This window comes from Peribacillus sp. NPDC096379, from assembly GCF_044762875.1.
Lineage (GTDB): Bacteria > Bacillota > Bacilli > Bacillales > DSM-1321 > Peribacillus.
In genome coordinates this window covers 934,894-958,118 of the sequence record NZ_JBIWFD010000002.1, presented here as the reverse complement: position 1 = coordinate 958,118, position 23,225 = coordinate 934,894, and the positions used below count along the sequence as shown (strand labels likewise).

Here is a 23,225-nt window from a genome sequence, read left to right as displayed (position 1 = left end):
GTTGTAGTACAGAAATGTCTAAATTTCTGTGTAATTTTTCGAGAGTGTCAAGTGCATTGTGTAAAAAAACAAGAACATCTAAAGTTACATAAAAATTCAAACTACTCTACCTTAAAAATTACACAATCATTGATATACTATCGGATGATTGTTTCGTTTTTACTTTAAATTTAATAATACTTAATGCCTAAAAGAGCTGCCACAAGACAGCCCTAATAAGTAAATACCAATTTTATTGTTCATTTAATGCTGTCCCCACCCCAACCATTCTCCATATCCAATGTTATATATTCGGCATGGAAACTACTACTGGTAAAACTGTCTTTATTCCAATCCCTACTTCAACTTTTATTACGACTTGTCTTGCGTGCTTAACTAAAGTTCAATCAATGTCTAAAAGCGTATTTCAATGCATATTTATATTTCTTTATAGATAATTCTCCATTAAGATCAGTATGCATTCAATTGGCTTCTACTTTTACGTACTACAATATAATGCCCTCCGGAATTTTTGAGATCATTTCTTCTTTTTCAATTTAGCTTCTTCTATCTTTATATTCTCAGCAACTCTAAATTTAACGATTTCTTTTATTAATTCATAAGGCAGAGGCCTTTCAATCGGAAACTGCACGGACCCTTTTGCTCCTTTATATTCCGAAAGTTCATGTTTAAAAGCAGCGATCCCGCTAGAAGTTGGATAAAACCCTATATGATTTTTATAGGCAGCGAAATGCACCAGATTTCTATGTAAAACAAAAGTAGGCATTTGATAACTTATCTTTTCTTCTGCATCTGGTGCCGACTCTTTTATAACTTTTCTTAACGTATTTAGTATTTCCTGGACCTCAAGAGGAAATTGTTCAATGTATTCATCAATTGATTTAAATGTAATTTTATATCCTTCCATAATTTCTCCTTTCAAAAATACAAAATCTTAGAAATAGATCAAGCTTGATTTTTGTATCTATTCGACAACGACCAGACTCGATACCTCTTTGCCACATTGCTAAATTTTCCTGCAAGCAGAATGTCAAATTTATTATTAAACTTAAAGTATTCAGCGATAGTAGATACCCTTTTAAGAAACTTATTTACCTATCACGTTGTCTTTCTTTACTATTATATCCTATTAGTTCCATAAAAAAGTCGACGTTGAGCATATAACTAGTTCCTTCAATAAGTACTGAAGACGCTTAACTGGACTTTAACTTCAGGTAGAAGTGGATTATTAAATAAGCGCCAAATGATAAATAGCAAAAAAGTTATTTTGCTTTTGTAAAATTACAAAGAACCGTCCAATTAAGGACGGTATTATAAAAAATTATTGTCATTACACACTAACACGACTAAAATTAGTTTTTCTAGTCATATTGATGTTAGTTTTTTATGTTCACTTTTTTTCCATAATCGCAAAGTAATTATCTTCATTATCAGCAAAGTTAAACACTTTACCAAAAGGCATAGTGACAATTTCTCCGACTTTAATATTTTTATCTGAAAAGTCTTTATATAATTTTTCAAGATTTTCCGAGTAAAACATTATCGAAGGTGTATGTAGATTTAATTCAGGCTGCATTTTAGCAATTAATTCCTTATTATGGAGAACGAAACTCGTTTCTGCTTCTTTTGTTGGAGCAATTTCAAACCATCTCAGTCCTTGGCCGTTATCTTCTTCAGACACTACACTAAACCCTACTTTATCTGTCCAAAATTTCAATGCCTCATCTTGGTTATTCACATATAACATAATTTGACCAATTTTATTAATCATTTGCTTCTCTCCATTCCTACTAGTTCAGTTAATATTGATCATTCTTCTTTTAAGCATTGCATTATACTTTGGCACCTAAGTCGAATAACTACATAATAATTATACAATAAAACAACATAATCACCTTTATTATACTCTCCATTGGACTGAGAACCATAAAATTAAACATTAATGTTCTTTTCAAACGAACGCGATTTCATTAAAGTATTTATTTTTTCCGAACCAAGAAGCATGGTGATTATATAAACCACAATAAAAAAAGGAAGAATCTCCATTGTAGAATACGATACAACCATCCCTAGAATCGGTGGCAAAAACGTACTCCCAGTATAGGCAACTGCCATTTGATAGCCCATAATGGACTGAGAATGTTCTTTCCCAAAACGAGCCGGCGTTTCATGTAACATACATGGAAAAATCGGCGCCAATCCTAAGCCAACCAAAATAAATCCTATAAGAGAAAAAGAAGTGGGCAAGGGTAATAAAAGAAAAGCAGCTCCCATCAATGCTGTGATTTGTCCTGCACGAATGAGAATACGGTTACTCACCTTCATGGTAATAAATCCTGTAATCAATCTGCCTACTGTAATCCCTGCGTAGTATAAGGAAACCCATTGAGCTGCTACTACTACAGATAGTCCCTTAACATTTACAAGATAACTACTTCCCCACAACCCCATCGTTGATTCCACGCCACAATAAAATAAAAAAGATACGAGCGCTAGCTTTACACCCTTAATATGTAATGGTTTCACATGCTTCAACGCTGTTTCATCAGGCAAAACAATTTCTTTGTCATCTGGATCTTCGCTTAAATTCGCCTGACTGTTTATTGCCACTCGTTTCCATAACGGAAGAGTAAAAAAGAGGACTAGGACTAAAGTAAACTGAATAATGGCAATGGCAACATATCCTTGTCTCCAAGAATTTTGACCAGTAATAAACTGGGACATTATAATAGGACCAAGAGAAGCACCAACTCCCCAGAAACAATGTAACCAGCTCATATGATGTGCTTTATAGTGTGTAGCAACATAGTTGTTTAATCCTGCGTCGACTGCTCCTGCGCCTAATCCAAGTGGTATGGCACATATAATAAGCCATATGAGCGATGGTGAAAAAGAAAATCCTAAAAGTGCAACGGCTGTCATTAAAACACTAATTAATGTGACATTTCCAGTTCCCAGCCGCTTAATAACAGATCCGGCAGCTAAACTTGAAACGATTGTACCGCCTGCAATTACCATGAAAAGCAAGCCAGCAGTTTCAAGTGGTTGCCCATAATCTGATTGCATCACAGGCCATGCTACGCCTAACATTGAATCAGGCAAACCTAAGCTAATGAACGCCATATATATGATGACTAAAAATAAAGTAGCCATTATAAGTCCCCCTGTATTTTTCATATATTCATTGTATAGTTTAGGTTTTGTGTTTTTTGCTTACTCTAATACATTAACTAACCGGATACCAGTTATCATACGGTCAAGCGCAAGTCGCTGCAATCCATGAAGATAGTCTCGTTTCCAGTCACTCACAATAAGCTCTGGAAGATGTTCTTTTGGAACATACTTAGCACTTTCTATCGCAATTCGATTTATTGCTATCTGATTCATTTCCTCTTTAGAAAAAATGACTGTATGAGGATTGATAATGGCTACTAAGGAAGCAATTAAGCGACTAATAGCCTGAATCTCATGCTCTTCACCAATAATAGGGGTATCCTTACTCTTCTTGCGCCCCTGGTACATAGCTTGATGGAAGTTTTGGTTATCATACAATGGCAAGAACGAAACCTCTCCAGTAAAGAACGTACTCCCACGTACAACGTCACCATTAATTAGAATCCCAGCTCCAGGGCCATTCTTCCCAGAGTACAAATATACAAGCGATTGTTTATCCTCTCTCCCACTCATTTTTTGAAACCCTAGAACTGCAGCATTCATATCATTCTCTACAACAACAGGTATGGAAAACAGATCCTCGAAGTATGTTTTCAATTCAAAGTCATGGAAACTCTTATAATTAGGGATGTGAAATATTCGTCCATTATCGACAGCTCCAGGTACACCTATCGCCATCGAACTGATTTTTGGAAATTCTAATAGGATTTCCTGTACTAACTCTATCAACGAGTGTAAGTCATCTTGGAATACACTTGGTCGTGTTCTCTGTTCCTTCATTTCTCCCACACAATTAAAAACGGCATAAACAGTCTCATTTTGCTCCAAAAAGACAGCTAGACCTAGCATATGCTCCGGATTAAATACATATCGCTTTGCTCTTCTTCCACCACTGGAATCATCCAATCCGACTTCATAAACCTCTCCATCCTGTTCCATTTGAGCAATTACCTTGCTGACAGTGGGAAAGCTGATTCCTAACTGCTTGCTAAGTTCAACTTTTGTAGCACTACCAAGCTGTAACAGTGTTGTTCGTATTACACGAAGAATGACCTTTTTCATTGATTTTGGTGTAGCAAATCGTTCATCCATAATATTCACCAGCTTATTAAATTAGTTTCAAAGGCTTGTACAGAATACTACAAATATTTGTTACTTTATATCAAATTAATTGTCAATTTGTTTAATAATTTTTGCAGGATTTCCACCTACCACAACATTATCAGGTACATCTTTTGTGACAACTGCACCTGATGCAATAACCACATTATTTCCAACATGAATACCTGGATTGATTATGGCTCTACCACCAATCCAAACATTATTCCCGATCGTAACAGTTTTGCCGAATTCAGGTCCTGCAATGCGTTCATGTGGATTTAATGGATGAGCAGCGGTATAAATATGTACACCCGGAGCAATAAAACAATTATCACCTATCCGAACTTCACAAACATCTAAAATCACACAATCAAAATTCGCATAAAAGTTTTCGCCAACATGTATATTGTACCCATAGTCACATTTGAAACTTGGTTCAATGTATACATGATCTCCAGTCGAGCCTAGCAGAGCTTTTAAAAGTTCAGTACGTTTGCTTTCTTCTGTTTCTATCGTTTGATTGTATAATCTGGTTAGTCTTCTGGCATTTATGCGTTCTCTTTGTAATTCAGTGTCTGCAGCATTATACAATTCACCGTTCAACATTTTTTCTTTTTCTGTTTTCATGATAATCATCTCCTAGTAAATTTTTTTAAATTGAAAAAGAAATTACAAATCGTTTTTTCATAAAGCTAGCACCTATACAAACGGACTTATTAAACTTATTTAATAAGTGTCTATAGAATACCATATTTAGGTACTAAGAAAAAGAAAAGAATTGAAACTTAAAACGCTTACCCAAAATCAGTTGGTATTTCTAACAATTGTTCATTAGACATATTTTTTATTTCATCTGTATAAACATCTATTTTTCAACTATAAGAACATTCCAGCCCAGTTTTAAATTTCAGCTATTTCATTTTAGCAAATAGGATCGTTTTTATAATCTATACGATTAATCTCAATCTTTAATACAATTCCTTGTTAAAAATATTATCAAAATAAAATATGTCTTGTGATTGAGGAATTTATATGGTTACCATTCGAAAATTTTTATTTATTATGCTTTACACTTTCCTTATTCATTGGATAAATCATTATCAAAAACACAAACTAAAATCTAATGGAAATATAAGAATTGGGGGGAATTCACTATGCAAGAAAATCAAACGGCTTTGTTAATCGTTGATGTGCAAGTCGGCTCATTTAGAGAAATCAAACCTTTGTATAAAGGACATGAATTATTAAAGAATATTCGTTTGCTCATTTCAAACGCTCGTAAAAAATATGTTCCCATTGTTTACATGAAATTTAACGATAAACCTGGAAAACCTCTTGAACGTGGAACCTTGGGATGGAATATTCATCCTTATATTGCCCCGACTGAAGAGGATATCATTATTGAAAAGAATCATCCAGATTCATTCCAAGAAACAGACCTTCAACAAGAATTAGCTATTAGGGGAGTAAAGCGAATCATCATTACCGGAATTCAAACGGAAGTGTGTGTGGATGCGACATGCCGCCGCGCATTCAGCCTTGGTTATGACGTAGTTCTTGTAAAAGATGGACACACTACTTACGATTCAGAAATCCTTATGGCACCCCAAATTATTAATCACCATAATGAAATCCTTCATCAATGGTTTGCCAATGTAAAAGAGCTACATGAAATAGAATTTTAAAGAAATTTCACTTTGTCAGATCAATTTTTATCAATTGTTAAAATAAAGTCTATCATTCGTTTCTGCATACTTTTACATACAATGATTGTTTGTTTCCTTGTTTGGAATTGGGTGCTTCTTTCCCTCGAGGAATCCTGTCAACGATAAATGGAGTTTACTTAAGGGAAGATATACTGTAGGAGGAGTCATGTAAAAAGAATTGAAATCTATTAGTTGCTAATCATTAAGTGGGAACATAAAACTAAGATTCCTAGAATATTTTAATATTCTAGCGAGGATGATATTGAAATACAAATTTAGCGAAGTCCCAAATGCCTATTATGACCGCCAATATCGGAAATCTTAATACTTACATCAAAGCTGATTACATCGTTTTTTTCAAAAAGAAAGAGTTGAATGCTCTATTAAAGCATCAACTCTTTCTTTTTACTTATCCAGTTCTGAAAATCGGCTCATTATGAATAAACGTTCAATTCATTGCAGAGGTAACTTCTTTAAATCTTTTCACTACGTTTTCAACGGTAAATCCGTATTCCTCGAGCAATTTATTTGCTGGTGCAGATGCTCCAAATTGATTGATCGCAATTACTGCTCCATGATCTCCAACGTATTCTCTCCAACCAATAGATGAACCCATTTCAATCCCAATACGAGCTTTTGTATTTTTTGGAAGAATACTTTCTTTATATTCAATCGGCTGTTTTTCAAAACGGTCCCAACTTGGCATGCTGACAACCGATACAAAAACCCCTTCACTTTCAAGTTCTTTTTGAGCAGCAATTGCCAAGGAAACTTCTGATCCAGTAGCAAGCAATAAACCGCTGACTTCGCCTTTTGCCTTTGAAACTACATAAGCCCCTCTTTTCACACCTTCGTAAACCGTTTGTTCATCAACGTTTAATGTTGGTAAGCCTTGACGTGTTAAAACAAGTGCTGTAGGTGTATCTGTACTTTCAAGAGCTAATTGCCAAGCCGCAACTGTTTCTTTTGCGTCAGCTGGACGAATAATTGAAAGTCCTGGCATTGCACGTAAAGCTGCAAGTTGTTCGATTGGTTCATGTGTTGGTCCATCTTCCCCTACGGCAATACTATCATGTGTAAATACATACGTAACAGGAAGATTCATAAGTGCAGCTAAGCGAATAGCTGGGCGTAGGTAGTCTGAGAATACGAAAAACGTAGAACCAAATACTTTAACGCCGCCGTGAAGGGTCATCCCATTAAGAGCCGCTCCCATCGCAAATTCCCGTACGCCAAACCAAATATTGCGACCTGCATATCCATCTATCTTGTAATTTTTTTCAGATGAAAGGAAAGTCTTATTGGATCCTGCTAAATCTGCAGAACCACCAAGTAATTGTGGAATCACATTAGCAGCAACATTCAGTGCTTTCCCTGATGAATCTCTTGTCGCGATTACATCCCCTTCTGTGAAGGTTGGTAATGCTTCTTGCCAATTTTCAGGAAGCTCTCCTGCTAAAGCAGCCTCAAATTGCTTAGCTAACTCTGGATGGTTGTTCTTATAACTTTCAAATAATTCATTCCAAGCATTTTCCTTTTCTTGGCCAACTGCTGTAAATTGCTCAAAATGCTCTTTTGCTTCTTCTGGAATAAAGAATGGTTCTTCTACATTCCAATTATAAGAAGCTTTCGTTAACTTAATTTCTTCCTTACCAAGTGGTGAACCATGAGAAGAAGATTTACCTGACTTATTTGGAGAACCATATCCAATTACCGTTTTAACTTCTATTAAAGTTGGTCTATTCAAATCAGCTTTAGCTTCTTGTAATGCTGTTTGAATGGCATCAACATCATTGCCGTTTTCAACGCGAATCACTTGCCAACCGTAGGCTTTAAATCGGTCTTCTACACTCTCTGAAAATGATAAATTCAAATCTCCATCTAGAGAAATATCATTAGAATCATACATAACAATAAGGCGGCCTAGGTTTAAATGACCTGCAAGTGATGCAGCTTCAGCTGAAACACCTTCCATTAAATCTCCATCACCACAAATACTATACGTATAATGATCAACGATGTTATGCCCCTCTTGATTGTATGTTTCTGCAAGATGTCTTTCTGCCATTGCCATACCTACAGCCATTGCAACCCCCTGTCCTAAAGGACCTGTCGTTGCCTCAACTCCAGGTGTATGACCAAATTCAGGGTGCCCTGGCGTTCTACTTCCCCATTGACGGAAACTTTTTAAATCTTCCATTGTCACATCGTAACCAAATACATGTAAAAGGCTATATAAAAGCATAGAACCATGCCCTGCAGATAATACAAATCGGTCCCTATTAAACCATTTCGGGTTTACTGGATTATGATTCATCTCTTTTGCCCATAGTGTATATGCCATTGGAGCTGACCCCATTGGCATACCTGGGTGACCAGAGTTTGCTTTTTCAACACCATCAATAGATAATGTTCGAATTGTATTAATAGCTAATTGATCAATTTGTGTTTCGTTTAATAATGTCTTCATCTATTACACTCCTAATCTAGTAAATTATTTAGTATGGGGATTCGCTCATATGCATTACACTTCATTGATATTGCGGATACATCTACATCTCTGAAGTGTTACAAATGCGCTAAATCCTTTTTAAAACGACGAAACTAGATAGATTGGTTTACTTTTCACTCTCAAATGACTTCCATACTTGTTCATACACTTTTTTCAAAGGAATATCATGAAGTTGGGCAATATTTTTACATTCATCATACTCTGGTGCACTTTGTACAACTTGTCCATCATATATTCCCTCTTTAATCGTTACTGTTCCCCATTCAGTTGTTACTTCTCTAAACTCTCTTTCCAACCGATGAACCGTTAAGGGATAATAGCGCACACCAAGTGTTGTTGTTTCTTTAAAAAGGATTTCTTTCATTTTGTTGATTTTTTTACTTGAACAGAGCAATTGAAGTAATATACCTGGCCGATTTTTTTTCATATAAATAGGGGTATAGAATACATCATTCGCACCAGATTCGAAAAGTAAATCCATCACATATCCAAGCCATTCACCTGGAATATCATCAAGATTCACTTCCATTTTGATCATTTGATCATCAAGATGTTCATGATTTGGAGGATGTTTGGCACCCATCATTCTTACTCCTCTCGCTTAAATGTTGGTTTTAGCCTATTCCCCAATAATGACACGGAGCACATTCGGATGATTTGGGAAGCTCTTTGTCCCAGCTCCATACCCTATTGATTTAACCTTCATAGACGGTATCGTACAAAATTCCTCTGCAAGTACCGATACAATAGCTGCTCCTGTTGGAGTCGTAAGTTCCGCTCTAATATTCGATTGTTCAATAGATGCTTCTTTTAATATTTCGAGTGTAGCAGGTGCCGGAACTGGATAAATACCATGATCGATATGAATTCTCCCCGTACCAACAGGAATGGACGATGACTTGATGATGGATATGTCTAGTTGATGAAGTAAAATGGCTGCACCAACAATGTCAATAATCGAATCCACGGCCCCAACTTCATGAAAATGGACACGATCTAATGGAAGCCCATGAATCCGACCTTCTGCCACGCCAATTTTCTTAAAAATTTTCAAAGCTGTTTCTTTTACTTGGTCAGAAAATCCAGCTGCTTCAATTAACTTCACAATATCTTGATAACTACGATGATCATGATGGGAATGTGCGTGATCGTGGTCATGTTCATGGCTATGCGCATGATCGTGGTCATGTTCATGGCTATGATCATGATTGTGGTCATGTTCATGGCTATGATCATGATTGTGGTCATGTTCATGGCTATGCGCATGATCGTGGTCATGTTCATGGCTATGCGCATGATCGTGGTCATGTTCATGGCTATGATCCTGTTCGTGTTGGTGGTTATAATCATGCGTTTCTGTTAATAAAACATCAAACTTCGTACTAGTAATTCCATTTTTTATTACTTTTTTCCACTTCAATTGATATTCTTCTTCAATCTGAAGCTTCTTTAATTCTTCTTCCAGTATATTAGGATCAGCGCCAGCATCGATAAGAGCTCCGATTACCATATCTCCACTAATACCTGATATACAATCAAAATACAGTGTCTTCATTGTTCCCTACCTCTCTTTGTGCAAGTTGATGTATTAATACAGCGTTGTATCCTCCACCAAACCCGTTATCAATATTGACAACACTTATCCCTGAAGCGCATGAATTTAACATAGTGAGTAAGGCTGATAACCCATTAAAATTCGCACCATATCCCACGCTCGTTGGGACAGCAATAACGGGATGGGAAACAAGTCCACCTACTACACTCGGGAGTGCCCCTTCCATTCCAGCAACTACTACTGAGACTGTAGCCTGTTGAATTTCCTCTAAATGATTCAATAACCGATGAATCCCAGCCACACCTACATCATAAATTCGATGTACCTTGCTTCCTAGTACTTCTGCTGTAACAGCCGCTTCTTCAGCTACACGTAAGTCAGATGTTCCTGCGCAAATAACGGCTATGTACCCTTGAGAGTTTCTTTCGATCTCTTTTTGATCTTTCCAATAAAGAATTTGGGCCGTTTCATTATAAATAAAATCAGGCAATACTTTTAGCACCATTTCAGCCTTTTCTTTTGAAATTCGAGTAATCAAGACTTGGTTGTTTTTAGATCTTAGAGCCTCAGAAATAGAAACAATCTGTTCCGCCGTTTTGCCTTCTCCGAAGATAATTTCCGCGAAACCTTGTCGCTTCTTCCTATGATGATCAACTTTAGCAAACCCTAAATTCTCATATGTAGCTAATTGTTCTTTTGCTTCTTCTACACTTAACGTTCCTTTTTGGACTTGTTCCAAAATATTCTCTAGCATGATTTCACTCCCATTATTCTTTCATCTTGACGTGGTAGGAAAAATTAAAAATACTTCGACAAGTCTTTTGCCATCATTTCATATTTCTCATACATATTTTTATAAAACTCATTCGCTTGTTTATTCGGTTTAATCACTTCACCCATAGGGATATTCTTTTTAATATCTGCAAAAGAATCAACTTTTTCAATGGCAACCAATGCTGTCCAGGCTGCTCCCCATGCGGCACTGTGATGGCTCTCTGGTACGAAAACTTCTTTTCCAAAAACATCAGCCATCATTTGAAGCCATAAAGGAGATCTTGCCAAGCCGCCATTTACGTAAATTTTTTCGGGTTCCCCAGCTATTCTCTCTAAAGCTTTCCCAATTTGATAAAGATTTAAAGTAATCCCTTCAAGAACTGCTCGAATAAAATGTTCTCTTTTATGTGTAAGGGTCATTCCATAAAAATTTCCTTTTGCATTCTGATTCCATAATGGCGCTCTTTCCCCATTTATATAAGGTAGGAAAACAATTCCCTCTGCGCCTGGAGCTACCTGTTTTGCTTCAGCGAGAAATTCCTCAAAACTGCCTTCGTAATTTAGTAAGTCCTTTAACCACTGTAAAGCAATTCCACCATTATTCGTCGGACCTCCGACAATGGAATAGTCTTCTGTAAAAGAATAACAAAATGTTTCACGATTTTCACTAATTTTAAATCCTTTTGTTATTTGTCTGATTGCTCCACTTGTACCAACAGAAACAGCTACTTCTCCTGGAAGTATTGCTCCAATTCCCAAGTTGGCTAGTTGGCCGTCAGCGGCCCCTACAACAAAAGGCATTTCAGGCATTATTCCCATTTCTGCAGCTATATGGCTTTTGATTCCCGTTAATCGTTCCGTTGGGGAGACAATTTCAGATAGCTGTTCCTTATTAATACCCGTTAGCTCCAATAATTCGTGATCCCACTTACGTGTAGTTGGATTAAATAACCCTGTTGCCGATGCCATCGAATAATCAATAACCTTTTGATTAAACCAGCTATGAATTAGATACTCTTTAATCGACATAAAATATTCTGCTTCTTGATAAGGTTTATATTCCGTTTCTTTCATCCATAATAATTTTATAAATGGGGTCATAGGATGAATCGGCGTTCCTGTTTTTTTGTAAATTTCGTTTCCTTGAGTTTCCATCAATTTTTCGCTTAGAGCAATACCTCTTCCGTCCGCCCAAATAAGCGCTGGTGAAAGTGGCTTACCGTTGATATCTGCACAAATAAGTGAATGCATGGCAGCAGAAAACCCGAGCGTAATCAGCTCGTTTTTCTTGATATTCGCTTTTTCAATAGCTTCTCTAATAGCAAATACAGCTGATCGTTCTATTTCAACTGGATCCTGCTCTACCCAGCCTTGTTGTGGGTAATAAAATGTGTTCATTTTTTCTGCTTCTGCAACTACATGCCCATTTAAGTTAAAAACACATGCTTTAACACTTGTAGTTCCAATATCAAGGCCAATAACAAATTCTCTTGACATGATTCATCTTCCTTTTATATAAACATTAGTCAATGTGAAAAAACTATATTGGTTCTTACTCTTAAAAGAAAAGGCTTTGGATCCCTCCAAAGCCTTTTCTTTTGTATCCGATACATAATCATAGCAAGCTAATTAATAAATTTACGTTGTAAGAACTTTGTTCATACTACCACTCTGATAGCCAATTAAATCTAACGTGATATATTTATAACCGTAATCTTGAAGTTCTTTGACAATAGCATTATGATTTTCTAAAACGATCTTCATATCATTAGGTTCTACCTCAATCCTAGCAATTTCTTCGTGCGTTCGGACCCGAACTTGGCGTATATGAAGGCTTTTTAAGAATGCTTCTGCCTTTTCAACCTTTGTTAACTTTTCTTTTGTAATATATTCGCCATAGGCGATCCTTGATGAAAGACATGCAAAAGAAGGTTTATCCCATGTTGGTAAATCATACTTACGTGAAAGTTCCCTAATTTCTTCTTTAAACAAATTAGCTTCTAGCAATGGACCACGTATTCCCTTTTCTTTAGCTGCTCGCATACCAGGTCGATGTTCATTCATGTCATCAGCAATGACTCCATAAATCACATTGTGAAAACCCTTTTCTTCTAACACAGGAAGTAAGTGATCAAATAAACTGCTTTTACAGAAGTAGCATCGATTCTTGTTATTCTCTGAATAACCAGGAATCGCCAATTCTGATGTCTCGATCACTTGATGTTTGACGCCAATTTTTTCAGCCAGAACGATTGCTTCTTTCAGTTCACTAGATGGATACGTTTCAGAGTCAGCAGTTACGGCAAGTACGTGATCTTTGCCTAATGTATCGACAGCAGCCTTTAATAAAAACGTACTATCTACTCCACCTGAAAAAGCTACCACAACTGATTCCATTTCTCGGAGAATCGACGTTAATTGATTGTATTTCTCTGTTAGCACGGTCTCATCTCCCTCCATCATTAAGTTTATTTATCTAGATTTGAGCAAACCATAGTTTACCATATTTATTTAGTTATTACTTTATGAGTACAAAATTAAATGGTCATGCTTCCAAAACCGCCGTCAACTCTAATAAGAGTCCCTGTAACAAAGCTTGAAGCCTTTTCAGATGCAAGCCAAACCGTAGCCCCTTGTAGTTCTTCTGGTGTACCAAAACGGTTCATTGGTGTATGGTTCATGATTGACTCGACTCTTTCCGGGCTTAAAATTTTCCGGTTTTGTTCTGCCGGGAAGAAACCAGGAATAATCGCGTTTACACGGATGCCATTTGGAGCGAATTCACGTGCTAAATATTGAGTTACACTATTGATCCCTGCTTTTGACACTGAATATGTAAATACTTTTGATAATGGAGTAGTAGATGAAACAGATGAAATATTAATGATACTGCCTTTTCTTTCTTGCTCAATCATTTTCTTCGCAAAAATTTGGCACGATAGTACAATCCCTTTTAGGTTAATGTCCATAATTTGATCCCATTCGTCCATTCCAAGTTCAAAAAACGGTGTCGCACTATTTGTACCAGGTGCATTTAGGAGAATGTCCCACCCGCCAGACCATTTTTCAATTTCATTAGCTACTTGAACTAAAGAATCACGTGAACTTACATCTGCTTGAAAAGCTTTTGCAGTTCCTCCATCGTTTTCTATTTCTTGAACGACTTCGTTTGCTTTTTCCAAATTACGACCGACAATCGCAACTTTTGCTCCTTGAGCAGCTAATCCCTTTGCCATTGAAGATCCCAATACACCATTTCCGCCAATTGCAACTGCTGTTTTTCCTGTTAAATCGAATAATTGTGTCATATTAATACTCCCCCAATTTTTAAAATAAGTTTCCTTTTTCATCAAATCCTAGTTCATATAGATCTGAAATTTGCTCCATATTTGGATGTTGAGCGATATACTCTAGTAAAGTTTCCGATACTTCAATTTCACTAAGTTTTAATGTATTTTTAATGCGTACCATTTTTACTGTTGTAAAATCTAAAACATTACTTGTTTTAACGGCTGCTTGAATAGTTTCTCGATCATTAGGTAATGTTGTTGCTATTTTTGTCGGAGACACAACAGTTGAAGTTAATCCATTCGCATATGTTCCTTCTTTATCCATCTTGTCTACTAAGCGTTGAGTTGTAAAATCTGCTGTTCCGACTCCATTGGCATTTCCCTCTGATTGAGGCGTAACATCAAGTACGACCATTTTGTTAACTTCTGGTCCTCCGGATGCATATGGAGTTGGGTATCGCCCAGTAATATTAGGATCCATACCATCACCACTGATGTTTTTACCAATTTCATCTATAACAAGGACTTCCAATTGATCAAAGAAAAGCTTCGGCAATAGTTCTTTCGCTTTCATTTGAAGTGCTGGTTCTTTTTCAATAATTTCTTCAGGTGTATGTACCTCAATTATAGCCACTCGATCAAAGGCATTTTCAACTGTAGCAACGCCGAAAAGCACTGGTTTTTTCTCCATGATGACCTTAGCCATTGCTGGTACATTTTCTGCCATATATTTAAAGCCCATTTGATGGCACGCTTCGGCTCCTTTTTGCTTACCTAAGCCAATACTTAACATTTTCATAATTCCGCTTTCAACCGGTCCTCGGAATGCAGTATGTGGTTTCACACGGTTGATGACGATAATTCCATCTGCTTGTGAAGCATATTTGTCGATATAAACAGGCAAGCCGTTCGGTAATTCACCGAGTTTCACTACTTCCATCGTAGATCGAATCTCGCAACCTGCGCTTTCCTCTGTCACTCCAAGATGTTCTAATACTGCACGTTGCCCTTCTGCAGTTGCACCACCATGACTTCCCATGCTTGGTACAATGAAAGGTTTCGCTCCTAATTCTTTTAAAAATTTCACTGTTGTTGCAGTCGTTTCCACGAGGCGATCTAATCCTCTACTGCCTACTGCAATCGCAATCTCCATTCCTGGCTGAATCAATTTTTCAATCGATTCTTGTTGTAATTTTTTCATCAATTCTTGTTCAAGATCATCTATCTGCTTGTCGTCAAACTTTACTTTTACTTTTGCCATTTTTGGTACTGGAATATCTTTTAATAATTCTTGTAGAATACCCATAATTAGCTACACTCCTTTTTCTTTATATTCCTTCAAATTTCTGTAAAATATGAATATAGATCATATAAAAATGGTACTTGACTGAGATTAGTTGTAATCCCTTTCAAAATTAGAAGTATATCGATTATATCACTATTATATAACTAAAATAAATTAAAATTTTATATTAATTTGTTTACCAAACAAATTAATTAACTGTATAATATCATTAAGGTATTCTTTCGTCAATATTTATTGAGTAAAGATTTATGAATAATTAATTATTTTTTTAACAATAGGGATTCAAGTAAAAACAATACTCTTTCTCTTAAGAGTTACTTATTAATCCTTAAAAAACGAGGAGGGAATATATGCTTACTGGAGATGCCGCATATATCAAAAATATAAATAGATGTATTATCATTAGCAAAATAATTGAGCACGTAATGATATCTAGGGCTGACTTAGCCAAGATTACAGGATTAAACAAAGCAACCATTTCAGTGCAAGTATCTGATTTATTAGCTGAAGGACTAATTATCGAAACACTTCAAGAACACAAAAATCTAGGTAGACGGCCGATTATGCTTTCTATTAATCAGCAGGCAGGATTTGCTTTAGGTATTGATCTTGATAAAAATACGATTACGTTTACCCTTTCAGATTTATTGGGTTTTCCAGTTCATACCGATACAGTTGAATTGCAAACATCTGATTACGATGTAATTCTTAGTCTTTTAATAAAGAATATCAACGATTACAAACATCGATGCACGAAAACCCAATACGGACTTGTCGGTGTAGTCATTGGGATTCACGGGATTGTTAATAAAGATGAGATGATTTATTTTGTACCTCAGCATCAATGGCATAACAAAAATTTAAAAAACGACATAAAGAATGAAATAGGAATTGACGTATATATTGAAAATAATGCAAATTTGTGTTCTTTTGCCGAAAGAGTATATAAGCATCATCAAAGCGAGAATCTGTTAAGTGTAAGTTTGTATTCGGGAATCGGCCTCGGGATCATGATCAATGGTGAATCTCTCAAAGGGTATCATGGATACGCTGGGGAGATTGGTCATATGATTGTAGTGCCTGATGGAAGACCATGCAGTTGCGGAAATTCAGGTTGCTGGGAACAATATGCATCAGAATATAGCTTTTTTAAACATTTATCTGAAAGCCAACTCAAAACTAATGTTAAATATGAAGATATACAAAATTGGATTACAGAACATGAACCAGTCACTTGCCATCAAATGGATCAATTTATCAAGTATATCTCAATTGGCCTAAATAATATTATAAATCTGTATAACCCAGAAATATTAGTTATTAATTGTGAATTACTGCGTTTATATCCAAATGCTATCACTGAAATTAAGTCCAAACTAAAGTCAACTGTTGGACATTACCGTGAACTGCTAATATCAGAATTCGGAAAAAAGGCATGCATCATGGGTGCCTGTGCTTTAGTTATTAAGAACTTTTTTGACGTTTCAGATATAAGTTTAAATATGAATGACGAGGAAAATTCTTAACAAGAGCGTTATGTTGATAAGCCGTAGAATATGAAACACCAAATGAACTTACAAATGAGGGTGTCCAAAATACTCTGACCTCACAACTATTATATATCGTGTTATTCCGCACTTATAAACGATATATAATAGTTGTGGGATCTTCCCCTTTCGTTTTGGACCACCCTCTTTTTTGTAGTGGACGTTACGTGAATTATTTGGTTGGGATATGTTAATTCAATTGTTTTTTTATAGCGGTTATTTTATAGAAGAGTCTTAGTTCTATTGCTTATATATACTTAGAGTAGATCGTTTCATGAGGTTGTTTGAATCGTGAGGATCGTATAGATTTTACTAAAAAAGAACAATTCCCATTTTAGTTACGGAACTTGGCCAGAAATCGATCTCAATGATGAGCATTATACACACCATATTTTACAATAGCTACAATGAGTAATTCACCGAAATTTTTCATAATAGACTTCCTCTTTGTCCACTAATTCCCTTTATTATCAGATAACCATACTTTTTTCACAACCTGGACGAAAACGGAAACAACCATCAAGAAAACGATAATATTTCCTATGAAAATTACAGCAATACACTTTTTCACATGTTTTCACCATTTTTCTTTCATTTTTACGGTAGTTTAATTTATTTACACTGCACCTATGAATACATACCTCTAGAAAGGAAGGCAAACAAATAAACCGCAACTGCTGGTTTGAAATAGGTTTGATAAAACTAATGCCAAAAACCTTAATACAAGAGCAAATAGAAAGAGCATGTTTTGAAAAAAAGATTGATCAAAACATGCTCTTATTGTATTTAATGCGGACATTTTTTATAAAAAAGATTGATTCTATTGTGCTGAGTTCTTCAACAAACTATCCCAGTAAACTGTGATTTTACATGGTAGGTAGGAAGTAACCAACTACACGTGCAGATTCTACCGGTTTACACCCCCCCTTAATTTGGTAAGGCATATTAAAACTCTCCACTCCCTTTTTGTGTAAATTATTAGTCAAGTTAAGCTCCCAAAGAACACCCATTTTATTTTCTTTTAGTTTTAGATTTTATTCATCTATAGTTTTACTAGTTGTGACTGTATAGTGGAAATCCAAAGATTGAGCCTCCTGTTTTGTTTTTTTCAAAAGTAACAATATTCACAAAATGTAATTCTATAAGATATCAATCCAAATCTTAATAGCCGTTCCAAAGATTAGTACAACTAAAATACCTTGTAAAGCTTTTGTATTCATTGTTTTACTAATTTTTGCTCCAAGTGGTGCTGCAATTAAACCGGCAATAATGACAATGAGAGCTGAATAATAATCGACTTGCCCTGTTGCAATCTTACCGAATGAACCAGCAATAGATGAAATAAATGTAATCGCAAGACTTGAAGCTATAGTCATACGTGTAGGTATCCGTAAAATTAATAACATGATTGGAATAAGTAAAAAGCCACCCCCTGCACCAACTACACCTGATCCAATACCTACTAGGAATGTTATAACTACTGCAAGTGGTTTATTAAAAGTTACTTGATCAAGTGGTAAATTATCTATTTGTTTCTTAGGTATAAACATCATGATGGCAGCTAATAAAGCTAAAATACCATAAACAATATTTACAGTTTCCTCTGATAATTGATGGGAAGCAAAGCTACCAATCAGCGTTCCAAATAAAACAGATATACCCATTACGGTAATTAATGATTTATTTAAATAGCCACCATTCCGAAAAGCTAGTACCCCTGCTATTGATACAAATAACACATCGAGGGCACTTATTCCTGAAACCTCATGTGCCGTAAAAGCTGTAAATCCAAATAATGGCGGGATATAGAGTAGCATTGGGTATTTTATGATAGCTCCACCAATACCAAGCATACCAGATAGAAATGAACCAATAAATCCGATAACAAAAAGAGTGCATATATATATCATATCCATTGGTTTTCCCTCTCTTTAACAAAGAAACGTGAGTCGTTTTGCAACTAACCTTCCACTGTCTACTAAGCTTTTTTTATGTAGAATGTTAAAACGTCAGCGTCTTCTTTTTGGTCAACAATTGAATGACCTGCTGCATTTGCCCAAGCAGGTATATCAGCTAAAGCACCTTTATCTGTTGCATGCACCTCTAAAATATCGCACGAGTTTAATGTATCCATTGCTTTTTTCATACGTACGATTGGCATTGGACATGATAAACCTTTTGCATCTAATACTTTTGTTGAATCCAATTTAAATTTCTCCTTTTATAATAAATTTTATTGATCATTTTATTACCGAAATAAGGATAAAAGTCGTTTCTTCTCGCAAATTCATTACATTTCCTTTTAACGTACAGCACAACGGTTTGGACCGATTTCCATTTCTGTTTGTTCATCGTTGTTTAGTGTAACTTTACCCATGTTCACTTGACGAATTTGTTGATATGCATTGGGGTGAGGTGGTAAGTTATCTGTCACGGTATGACAGAATTCTTCTTCACTTTCAATATTGAGACCATGGTTTTCTGCAAATAAATCACCTAGACCTTTAGCAACTGTACCATCTTCATTTAACTCATCAATAGTCATAAAGTGAGCCGGTAACACAATTAAATCCTCAGCTAGTTCACGATAACGCCGATATAAAGTTTCACGAAGATCGCCTACCCAGTCTTCTGCAAGACCAGCTAAGTCAGGACGACCAATTGAGTCGATGAATAAAATATCACCAGTTAATAAGTACTTCCTATCTACAATGAAAGATGTTGAACCGATAGTGTGTCCTGGTGAGTAAAGTGCACCAATTTCAATTTTTGAAGCACCATTTGAAACTGTTAAACCATCTTCAAGTGGTGTGTAATTAAATACTACTTCTTCTGCATCTTCTGGTGGTAAATAGTAGGTTGCACCTGTTTCTTCTGCAATATGACGTCCACCAGAGATGTGATCAGCATGTAAGTGCGTATCAAATACGTGTTTAATTTGTACATTTTTCTCTTTTGCGAAGTTTGTAAATACTTCTGTAAAACGAACCGCATCAATGATAGTTGCTTCACCTTCTGAAATGACCATGTATGAAAGACATCCTTTACCAAGACGAACAAATTGATAAAGTTCTCCGCCACCTGTTAAGTCACCTACTTTAATTGGTTCTAGGTACATGCTCCAAGATTTCATTCCTCCTTCAAGGTAATATACATTACAGCCTACTTCTGAAATCATTTCCGCAACCATTATTGATGATCCTTCTTTTGCACAGACAACCAAAACAGCTTTATCTTTAGGTAGTTTCGGTAAAATTCCCTCAACACCATCTAATAGTTCGAAATAGGGAATGTTCAAGTACTCAAATTTGTGACCTTCTATTTTCCAATCTTCAAAAGCATCTTTGTTACGTACATCAAGGATAAATAATTCATGATTCTCAATTGCTTTGCGAGCAACTTGTGCTGCTGTCATCTTTGATATTGCCATATCCAACTACCCCCGTAGGTATTACTTTTGATTTTAAAGTGTAAGGGTTGTTTCCTTCCACTAGGTTGGCCTAATACAATTAACTTAGAATTTCATACTATACCTACTTTGGAATTAGAACGTTAATGTTGGTGATGCATCTTTTGCAAATTCAAGGAAAGTAACAGCGCCACCTGCTTCAATTCCATCAATGAAATCTTCTTTTGTTAAGCCCATTACATCCATAGTCATTTGGCAACCGATAAATTTCACGCCTAGATCTTGCGCCATTTCGACTAATTGAGGAATGCTTGGAACGTTAGCTTTTGCAAAACCTTCCGTAAAGTGTTCCTTTCCTTCTGGCATTGGTAGTGCTTGATTTGCTTGTTTGTGAATTAAATTAAGACCTTCAAATGTGAAGAAGATGGCAACCTCTTTTTCTGTTGCTGCTGCTGCAGTTGCAATATTGAATACTTTATAAGCGTCAAAAAGACCCCCGTTACTTGCGATAATAGCTACTTTGTTAGACATAATTCATTTCCTCCAATTTATAATTCTTTTGATAATTCGCTATTCCATGAACCCATACCTGGTAAGACGTTATACACTTTTGTAAACCCTTTTTGAGAAAGTTTTTGCGCAGCTAAGTCACTGCGTTTTCCTGTGCGACAAATCACATAAATTTCTTGTTCTTTATCTAGTTCCTCCAATCGTTCTTCTAATTCGCCCAGTGGAATTGATTTCGCACCTTCAATATGCCCAAAAGTAAATTCTGCTTCTTCTCGAACATCTAGAATAAAGCCACCGTTTGATGCCCGGTCAATAACTTCTTCGTTCTTAATCGTTTGTTCAAATTTCTTTTCGACTACTTCGCTATCTCCACTTTTACGGATGTAGTGTAGTAATACATCGTCTTCTTCAATGATGCCAATATATAGATGCCCAATACTCTCAGCCCAAGCTGCTAAATCTGCTTTTGAACCTTTGTCTGTCGCTTGAACTTCTAAAATCTGACCATCGGTTAAATCATTCATTGCTTTTTTCGTTTTAACAATTGGCATCGGGCAAGTTAACCCTTTAACGTCTAATTGTACATCTGCTTTAATAGCCATAATTCACAGCCTCCTCTTTCGAATTTGGTAATTAGGTGCCTGGAACTGTACGATTCAGAATAGTTGGAGTGCCAGGTTTCATATACCGTATAGGGTATTATTTTTCTCAAAAAAATATATAGAAATAGAGTTAATCAACTTTGCCTTCCCATACTAGCATGCCGCCAACCATATTTGTTACATCATATCCATGTTCTTCCAATAATTGTGTAGCGCGGCTACTTCTTGCGCTAGAACGGCAAACCATTATATATGGTTTGTTTTTATCCAATTCATGCATTCGGAATTCTAATAATCTTAGAGGTATATTAACGATTCCAGGAATACTTACCTCTTGTACTTCTTCTACTTCGCGTACATCAATCAGGTTTAGTTGTTCTCCACTATCTAAACGAGATTCTACTTCTTTTGCACTAATTTCTTTCATCTTGATTCACCTTATCCTCTCCATGCACTCATCCCACCACGAACATTCGTGACATTTTCATAACCTAATTTTTTTAATTGCTTGCAAGCTTGTGCACTTCTCATACCGCTTTGACAAATGACTACAAGTTCTTTGTCTTTTGGCAGTTTCGAGAAATCTGATCCTAAAGGAATATTTTTAAAAATGCGAATGTTACGTGCTCTATATTCACTAGGTGTACGAACATCCACGAACACTTTATCATGATCCTTAAGTATTCCTTTCAATTGTTCTGTCGAAATAGCTTTTATGCCTTTTGCTGGTTTCATACGCCAAATGATAAAGACAATAGCACTAGCGATAATAATCCAAGTTTCCAATGATAGTCTCCTCTCGTTTTAAAGCTAGTGTTTGGTACTTACACGAGTCTGAAACTTGTAATTGCTTAAGTGCCAACCACTACCAATTATACCTGTATGGGTATTATTTTATATAAAATAAAAAGTCGGTTACTAGCGACTTTTTATTTTATATAAAATAAAAAGTCGGTTACTAGCGACTTTTTACAAATAAATTCACTGCTTCTTGAATGGAATCATTCAATGTTTCTTCATCGCCATTTGCATTTTTGATACATTCGAGCAAGTTTTGACTAACGATCACACCAATTGAACGATCGACGCCTGAACGGACAGCTGAAAGTTGAGTGATGACTGCTTTACAGTCTTTTCCTTCTTCCATCATTTTCAATACTCCGCGAAGTTGACCTTCCATTCGCTTAATACGATTTTTCAATTTATCATCATATGAATTCAAGTGTGCCCCCCCTTTACTTTGTTTTTTTCTTGCTGACACTCACATCATATACCCGTATAGGTATATTGTCAACGAGAAAAATAATAGGTTTTATTATTTTAATATCTGCAAAAGATACTACCAAAGCTACCAATCCCCTCTTATGCTCAACTTAGATAACAAGGCTTAGTTCGACTATAAATGGCTATAATAACACAATTAAAAAATCCCCTATAATTGACGTTTTCCATTTGTATTCTCCGATACTATTCATTGCACTTAATTAACTAAATTCCATATTTGAAGAGTGACACAAAAATTTAGACTAAAGTGACATAATAGTTTAAACTTATATACTCCTTAAAAATGACACAATAATTTATACACTATCGACATCATTATTAAATATTCCATTTGTTCAAACCGCTCTTTTTTTAACAATATGTGCAACAAGTTAAGTACATGATTTAGAAAAACAAAAAAATGACGATCCTTATTCAGTAAGTATCTGAATAAAGATCGTTATTCACATTTGAGG

Annotated in this window: 21 protein-coding genes and 1 pseudogene; 2 read left to right on the top strand and 20 right to left on the bottom strand. The window is 35.8% G+C overall.

What is annotated here, in order from left to right; all coding sequences use genetic code 11:
- Window positions 1-517: 517 nt before the first annotated feature.
- From ACIQZI_RS13740 to ACIQZI_RS13720, 5 genes are all read right to left on the bottom strand, one after another.
- Window positions 518-907 (bottom strand): iron chaperone, encoded by a 390-nt coding sequence (locus ACIQZI_RS13740; RefSeq protein ID WP_062180155.1) that lies wholly within the window; start codon window positions 905-907, stop codon window positions 518-520.
- 483 nt (window positions 908-1,390) lie between these two features.
- On the bottom strand, window positions 1,391-1,771 hold the full coding sequence (locus ACIQZI_RS13735; RefSeq protein ID WP_403073832.1) for a VOC family protein: 381 nt from the start codon (window positions 1,769-1,771) through the stop codon (window positions 1,391-1,393).
- 161 nt (window positions 1,772-1,932) lie between these two features.
- Window positions 1,933-3,153 (bottom strand): MFS transporter, encoded by a 1,221-nt coding sequence (locus tag ACIQZI_RS13730; RefSeq protein ID WP_403073830.1) that lies wholly within the window; start codon window positions 3,151-3,153, stop codon window positions 1,933-1,935.
- A gap of 60 nt (window positions 3,154-3,213) precedes the next feature.
- Window positions 3,214-4,266, bottom strand: coding sequence for an ROK family transcriptional regulator (locus tag ACIQZI_RS13725; protein WP_403074044.1), 1,053 nt, complete (start codon window positions 4,264-4,266; stop codon window positions 3,214-3,216).
- A gap of 75 nt (window positions 4,267-4,341) precedes the next feature.
- Window positions 4,342-4,902 carry a maltose acetyltransferase domain-containing protein gene (locus ACIQZI_RS13720; protein WP_062180167.1) on the bottom strand — a complete coding sequence of 187 codons (561 nt, stop codon included), beginning with the start codon at window positions 4,900-4,902 and terminating at the stop codon, window positions 4,342-4,344.
- Between the two features lie 527 nt (window positions 4,903-5,429).
- On the opposite strand from ACIQZI_RS13720, the gene ACIQZI_RS13715 reads away from it, so the two are divergent.
- Window positions 5,430-5,960 (top strand): cysteine hydrolase family protein, encoded by a 531-nt coding sequence (locus ACIQZI_RS13715; protein ID WP_403073828.1) that lies wholly within the window; start codon window positions 5,430-5,432, stop codon window positions 5,958-5,960.
- A gap of 469 nt (window positions 5,961-6,429) precedes the next feature.
- Here the strand turns inward: ACIQZI_RS13715 and tkt are convergent, their stop codons facing one another.
- From tkt to ACIQZI_RS13680, 7 genes and pseudogenes are all read right to left on the bottom strand, one after another.
- Complete coding sequence (gene tkt, locus ACIQZI_RS13710) at window positions 6,430-8,451, bottom strand: transketolase (protein ID WP_403073826.1); 2,022 nt, start codon at window positions 8,449-8,451, stop codon at window positions 6,430-6,432.
- A gap of 148 nt (window positions 8,452-8,599) precedes the next feature.
- Window positions 8,600-10,003 (bottom strand): annotated as a pseudogene (gene larC, locus ACIQZI_RS13705) (nickel pincer cofactor biosynthesis protein LarC).
- Between the two features lie 25 nt (window positions 10,004-10,028).
- A complete protein-coding gene (gene larB, locus ACIQZI_RS13700) occupies window positions 10,029-10,802 on the bottom strand; it encodes a nickel pincer cofactor biosynthesis protein LarB (protein WP_403073824.1) in 774 nt (257 codons plus the stop codon).
- A 44-nt stretch (window positions 10,803-10,846) separates the two neighbouring features.
- Complete coding sequence (locus tag ACIQZI_RS13695; RefSeq protein ID WP_403073822.1) at window positions 10,847-12,319, bottom strand: gluconokinase; 1,473 nt, start codon at window positions 12,317-12,319, stop codon at window positions 10,847-10,849.
- Between the two features lie 141 nt (window positions 12,320-12,460).
- Window positions 12,461-13,264 carry an ATP-dependent sacrificial sulfur transferase LarE gene (gene larE, locus ACIQZI_RS13690; protein ID WP_062180186.1) on the bottom strand — a complete coding sequence of 268 codons (804 nt, stop codon included), beginning with the start codon at window positions 13,262-13,264 and terminating at the stop codon, window positions 12,461-12,463.
- 95 nt (window positions 13,265-13,359) lie between these two features.
- Window positions 13,360-14,130 (bottom strand): SDR family oxidoreductase, encoded by a 771-nt coding sequence (locus ACIQZI_RS13685; RefSeq protein WP_062180189.1) that lies wholly within the window; start codon window positions 14,128-14,130, stop codon window positions 13,360-13,362.
- A 19-nt stretch (window positions 14,131-14,149) separates the two neighbouring features.
- On the bottom strand, window positions 14,150-15,418 hold the full coding sequence (locus tag ACIQZI_RS13680) for a nickel pincer cofactor-dependent isomerase, group 22 (protein WP_403073819.1): 1,269 nt from the start codon (window positions 15,416-15,418) through the stop codon (window positions 14,150-14,152).
- 350 nt (window positions 15,419-15,768) lie between these two features.
- On the opposite strand from ACIQZI_RS13680, the gene ACIQZI_RS13675 reads away from it, so the two are divergent.
- On the top strand, window positions 15,769-16,944 hold the full coding sequence (locus ACIQZI_RS13675) for an ROK family transcriptional regulator (protein ID WP_403073816.1): 1,176 nt from the start codon (window positions 15,769-15,771) through the stop codon (window positions 16,942-16,944).
- 1,160 nt (window positions 16,945-18,104) lie between these two features.
- On the opposite strand, the gene ACIQZI_RS13670 is transcribed toward ACIQZI_RS13675, so the two are convergent.
- The 8 genes from ACIQZI_RS13670 to ACIQZI_RS13635 form a co-directional block, all read right to left on the bottom strand.
- Window positions 18,105-18,881 carry a sulfite exporter TauE/SafE family protein gene (locus ACIQZI_RS13670; protein ID WP_403073814.1) on the bottom strand — a complete coding sequence of 259 codons (777 nt, stop codon included), beginning with the start codon at window positions 18,879-18,881 and terminating at the stop codon, window positions 18,105-18,107.
- Window positions 18,882-18,943: 62 nt separating this feature from the next.
- The gene (locus ACIQZI_RS13665; RefSeq protein WP_403073812.1) at window positions 18,944-19,171 is read right to left on the bottom strand and encodes a sulfurtransferase TusA family protein; all 228 of its coding nucleotides are present in this window, start codon (window positions 19,169-19,171) and stop codon (window positions 18,944-18,946) included.
- Window positions 19,172-19,267: 96 nt separating this feature from the next.
- Window positions 19,268-20,395, bottom strand: a complete 1,128-nt coding sequence (locus tag ACIQZI_RS13660) for an MBL fold metallo-hydrolase (protein WP_403073810.1) — start codon at window positions 20,393-20,395, stop codon at window positions 19,268-19,270.
- Between the two features lie 114 nt (window positions 20,396-20,509).
- Window positions 20,510-20,905 carry a DsrE/DsrF/DrsH-like family protein gene (locus ACIQZI_RS13655; RefSeq protein WP_403073808.1) on the bottom strand — a complete coding sequence of 132 codons (396 nt, stop codon included), beginning with the start codon at window positions 20,903-20,905 and terminating at the stop codon, window positions 20,510-20,512.
- Window positions 20,906-20,922: 17 nt separating this feature from the next.
- Window positions 20,923-21,486: a sulfurtransferase TusA family protein gene (locus ACIQZI_RS13650; protein ID WP_403073806.1), complete on the bottom strand. Its 564-nt coding sequence runs from the start codon at window positions 21,484-21,486 to the stop codon at window positions 20,923-20,925.
- Window positions 21,487-21,616: 130 nt separating this feature from the next.
- Entirely contained in the window at window positions 21,617-21,913 is a 297-nt protein-coding gene (locus ACIQZI_RS13645) for a rhodanese-like domain-containing protein (protein WP_403073804.1), read from the bottom strand.
- 11 nt (window positions 21,914-21,924) lie between these two features.
- The gene (locus tag ACIQZI_RS13640; RefSeq protein ID WP_403073802.1) at window positions 21,925-22,272 is read right to left on the bottom strand and encodes a rhodanese-like domain-containing protein; all 348 of its coding nucleotides are present in this window, start codon (window positions 22,270-22,272) and stop codon (window positions 21,925-21,927) included.
- Between the two features lie 172 nt (window positions 22,273-22,444).
- Complete coding sequence (locus ACIQZI_RS13635) at window positions 22,445-22,708, bottom strand: metal-sensitive transcriptional regulator (protein ID WP_157279493.1); 264 nt, start codon at window positions 22,706-22,708, stop codon at window positions 22,445-22,447.
- Window positions 22,709-23,225 lie beyond the last annotated feature (517 nt).

What these genes read in the sequence shown, in the direction of transcription:
- ACIQZI_RS13660 (WP_403073810.1), bottom strand. Translation starts at nt 20,395, where the DNA reads ATGGCAATATCAAAGATGACAGCAGCACAAGTTGCTCGCAAAGCAATT.
- ACIQZI_RS13695 (WP_403073822.1), bottom strand. Translation starts at nt 12,319, where the DNA reads ATGTCAAGAGAATTTGTTATTGGCCTTGATATTGGAACTACAAGTGTT.
- ACIQZI_RS13680 (WP_403073819.1), bottom strand. Translation starts at nt 15,418, where the DNA reads ATGGGTATTCTACAAGAATTATTAAAAGATATTCCAGTACCAAAAATG.
- tkt (WP_403073826.1), bottom strand. Translation starts at nt 8,451, where the DNA reads ATGAAGACATTATTAAACGAAACACAAATTGATCAATTAGCTATTAAT.
- ACIQZI_RS13650 (WP_403073806.1), bottom strand. Translation starts at nt 21,486, where the DNA reads ATGGCTATTAAAGCAGATGTACAATTAGACGTTAAAGGGTTAACTTGC.
- ACIQZI_RS13725 (WP_403074044.1), bottom strand. Translation starts at nt 4,266, where the DNA reads ATGGATGAACGATTTGCTACACCAAAATCAATGAAAAAGGTCATTCTT.
- ACIQZI_RS13685 (WP_062180189.1), bottom strand. Translation starts at nt 14,130, where the DNA reads ATGACACAATTATTCGATTTAACAGGAAAAACAGCAGTTGCAATTGGC.
- ACIQZI_RS13735 (WP_403073832.1), bottom strand. Translation starts at nt 1,771, where the DNA reads ATGATTAATAAAATTGGTCAAATTATGTTATATGTGAATAACCAAGAT.
- larB (WP_403073824.1), bottom strand. Translation starts at nt 10,802, where the DNA reads ATGCTAGAGAATATTTTGGAACAAGTCCAAAAAGGAACGTTAAGTGTA.
- ACIQZI_RS13720 (WP_062180167.1), bottom strand. Translation starts at nt 4,902, where the DNA reads ATGAAAACAGAAAAAGAAAAAATGTTGAACGGTGAATTGTATAATGCT.
- ACIQZI_RS13655 (WP_403073808.1), bottom strand. Translation starts at nt 20,905, where the DNA reads ATGTCTAACAAAGTAGCTATTATCGCAAGTAACGGGGGTCTTTTTGAC.
- ACIQZI_RS13715 (WP_403073828.1), top strand. Translation starts at nt 5,430, where the DNA reads ATGCAAGAAAATCAAACGGCTTTGTTAATCGTTGATGTGCAAGTCGGC.
- ACIQZI_RS13670 (WP_403073814.1), bottom strand. Translation starts at nt 18,881, where the DNA reads ATGGATATGATATATATATGCACTCTTTTTGTTATCGGATTTATTGGT.
- ACIQZI_RS13740 (WP_062180155.1), bottom strand. Translation starts at nt 907, where the DNA reads ATGGAAGGATATAAAATTACATTTAAATCAATTGATGAATACATTGAA.
- ACIQZI_RS13730 (WP_403073830.1), bottom strand. Translation starts at nt 3,153, where the DNA reads ATGGCTACTTTATTTTTAGTCATCATATATATGGCGTTCATTAGCTTA.
- ACIQZI_RS13645 (WP_403073804.1), bottom strand. Translation starts at nt 21,913, where the DNA reads ATGAAAGAAATTAGTGCAAAAGAAGTAGAATCTCGTTTAGATAGTGGA.
- ACIQZI_RS13675 (WP_403073816.1), top strand. Translation starts at nt 15,769, where the DNA reads ATGCTTACTGGAGATGCCGCATATATCAAAAATATAAATAGATGTATT.